Genomic DNA, 1,333 nt, shown 5'->3' with positions numbered 1-1,333 from the left:
TAGAGATGAGCAAAACACATTAATTCAAAAGTAGGACGTGGCAGTTAGTTTCCATAAAGTTTGAGGTTACGATTTTATGGCATAGCAAAGCTAACGTAAGTCCAAAACTTACGAAATCATAAGACTATGAGAAATTTTTAATCAAGCAATTCGTTTTATTGTTTTTAGTTTGCGATAAGACTGACCGGAATGTCTAGTGATTGCGGCAACGGCAACTGCCAGTAAACTGATATGGGCAAGTGTGTTTAAGTTTGTAACAGACGCTTTATTTCTCACCCACATCCGCTCCTGACCAGTATTTTTAAAACGCGAATTATAGCGTTCACATTCTGTGCGGAGTGAATAATTACTTTCAAAATATTTGCTGTCCCTATCAATGGAAAGTCTTAAATCATCAGGAATGGTGAGATATTTCGTACAGCCACGATGCTTTTTACCATTATAGAAATTTTTGTGGTGGCATGGGCAAACGGTATCTTTACTTGATTTTAGAGGACAACAAAACTTTTGACGGGTACGACCACAATCGGAAAACTTACCATCCTTCCACATGGCAAGCCCTGCTTCGCAAATGGGATTCCCTTGAGGAAGAAGTTTCGGATTTTTGGAATTACGTTTGTTTAATGGAATGATACATTCTCCATTGTAAAGATCCTTAACCTGATTGTAGATATTTTTGACATCGTAACCTTTGTCGGCAAGGAATGTGCAGTCCGTTATTGGTTGAAAGGAATGGGTAGCAGCAAGGATATCTAAAGCGACGGTAGCATCATGAACTTCCGCGGTTGTGGTCATTTCATAAATAGGAAGACCTGAAATACAGTCTACAAGGACATGATTTTTATAGCCCCAATAGAATTCATATTTTTTCTCGTTCGTTTGATTGGATGCAGTGTGGACGCCGAGTTTACAATCCGAATCCGCCCTTGGTTGATTTCCGGGTTTAAACTTATTTGAGAGAAAAGATTTCGGATTATTCTGTGAAGTATTTGCAGAGACAGGGGTTGAATCTAAGCCAATAAAAGAAGTGTCTACAATACCTTCTTTAGAAAGGAATAACACCTGAGTTTTCATGATTTCAGAGAGAACTTTGTTATCGAAATTTTTCAGGAAGCGATCAAAAGTCCAATAAGAAGGAAGTGGACGAGAAATATCAAAGCCACAAAAATGCGCAATCAGAAGATTATTGTGAAGATAATCGACAAGATCGGAAATCATGGAGAAGCCTTCGCATTTCATGACAATAAAGGAACAAATCATAGCGTGATTTGAAAAGCCTTTCCTTCCTGTCTTGGGGAATTCCGGAACAAAGGATAAATCAAGATTCAAAAAA

The 1,333-nt window shown here is 38.1% G+C and carries 1 protein-coding gene; it reads right to left on the bottom strand.

What is annotated here, in order from left to right; genetic code table 11:
- Positions 1 to 141 precede the first annotated feature (141 nt).
- Positions 142 to 1,333 (bottom strand): transposase (locus DWY31_RS02450; protein WP_243060355.1); only part of this gene is annotated, 1,192 nt, incomplete at its 5' end.

This window comes from Dorea sp. AF24-7LB, assembly GCF_003478575.1.
In the GTDB taxonomy this organism is placed as follows: domain Bacteria; phylum Bacillota; class Clostridia; order Lachnospirales; family Lachnospiraceae; genus Dorea_D; species Dorea_D hominis.
Note: the sequence above shows the minus strand (reverse complement) of the source record. Positions and strands in the feature narration are given on the sequence as shown.